Source organism: Microbispora triticiradicis (assembly GCF_005864065.1).
Lineage (GTDB): Bacteria > Actinomycetota > Actinomycetes > Streptosporangiales > Streptosporangiaceae > Microbispora > Microbispora triticiradicis.
The window spans coordinates 1-1023 of sequence record NZ_VANP01000045.1 but is presented as its reverse complement, the minus strand read 5'-3'; the positions used below and the strand labels follow the sequence as shown (position 1 = coordinate 1023).

The window sequence follows — 1023 nt, the reverse complement described above, 5'->3', positions numbered from 1 at the left end:
TTCCTTAGCCGGGGGGTGCCGGCCAGGGGTGACACTTTTCAGACATTGTTTGGAGAGTTTGATCCTGGCTCAGGACGAACGCTGGCGGCGTGCTTAACACATGCAAGTCGAGCGGAAAGGCCCTTCGGGGTACTCGAGCGGCGAACGGGTGAGTAACACGTGAGTAACCTGCCCTTGACTCTGGGATAAGCCTGGGAAACCGGGTCTAATACCGGATACGACCATTTCTCGCATGTGATGGTGGTGGAAAGTTTTTTCGGTTGGGGATGGGCTCGCGGCCTATCAGCTTGTTGGTGGGGTGATGGCCTACCAAGGCGACGACGGGTAGCCGGCCTGAGAGGGCGACCGGCCACACTGGGACTGAGACACGGCCCAGACTCCTACGAGAGGCAGCAGTGGGGAATATTGCGCAATGGGCGGAAGCCTGACGCAGCGACGCCGCGTGGGGGATGACGGCCTTCGGGTTGTAAACCTCTTTCAGCAGGGACGAAGTTGACGTGTACCTGTAGAAGAAGCGCCGGCTAACTACGTGCCAGCAGCCGCGGTAATACGTAGGGCGCAAGCGTTGTCCGGAATTATTGGGCGTAAAGAGCTCGTAGGTGGCTTGTCGCGTCTGCCGTGAAAGCCCGTGGCTTAACTACGGGTCTGCGGTGGATACGGGCAGGCTAGAGGCTGGTAGGGGCAAGCGGAATTCCTGGTGTAGCGGTGAAATGCGCAGATATCAGGAGGAACACCGGTGGCGAAGGCGGCTTGCTGGGCCAGTTCTGACGCTGAGGAGCGAAAGCGTGGGGAGCGAACAGGATTAGATACCCTGGTAGTCCACGCCGTAAACGTTGGGCGCTAGGTGTGGGGGTCTTCCACGATCTCTGTGCCGTAGCTAACGCATTAAGCGCCCCGCCTGGGGAGTACGGCCGCAAGGCTAAAACTCAAAGGAATTGACGGGGGCCCGCACAAGCGGCGGAGCATGTTGCTTAATTCGACGCAACGCGAAGAACCTTACCAAGGTTTGACATACACCGGAAA

Annotated in this window: 1 rRNA gene; it reads left to right on the top strand. The window is 58.8% G+C overall.

What is annotated here, in order from left to right:
* Nucleotides 1–46 precede the first annotated feature (46 nt).
* Nucleotides 47–1023, top strand: a 16S ribosomal RNA gene (locus FED44_RS35440); the annotation flags it as partial.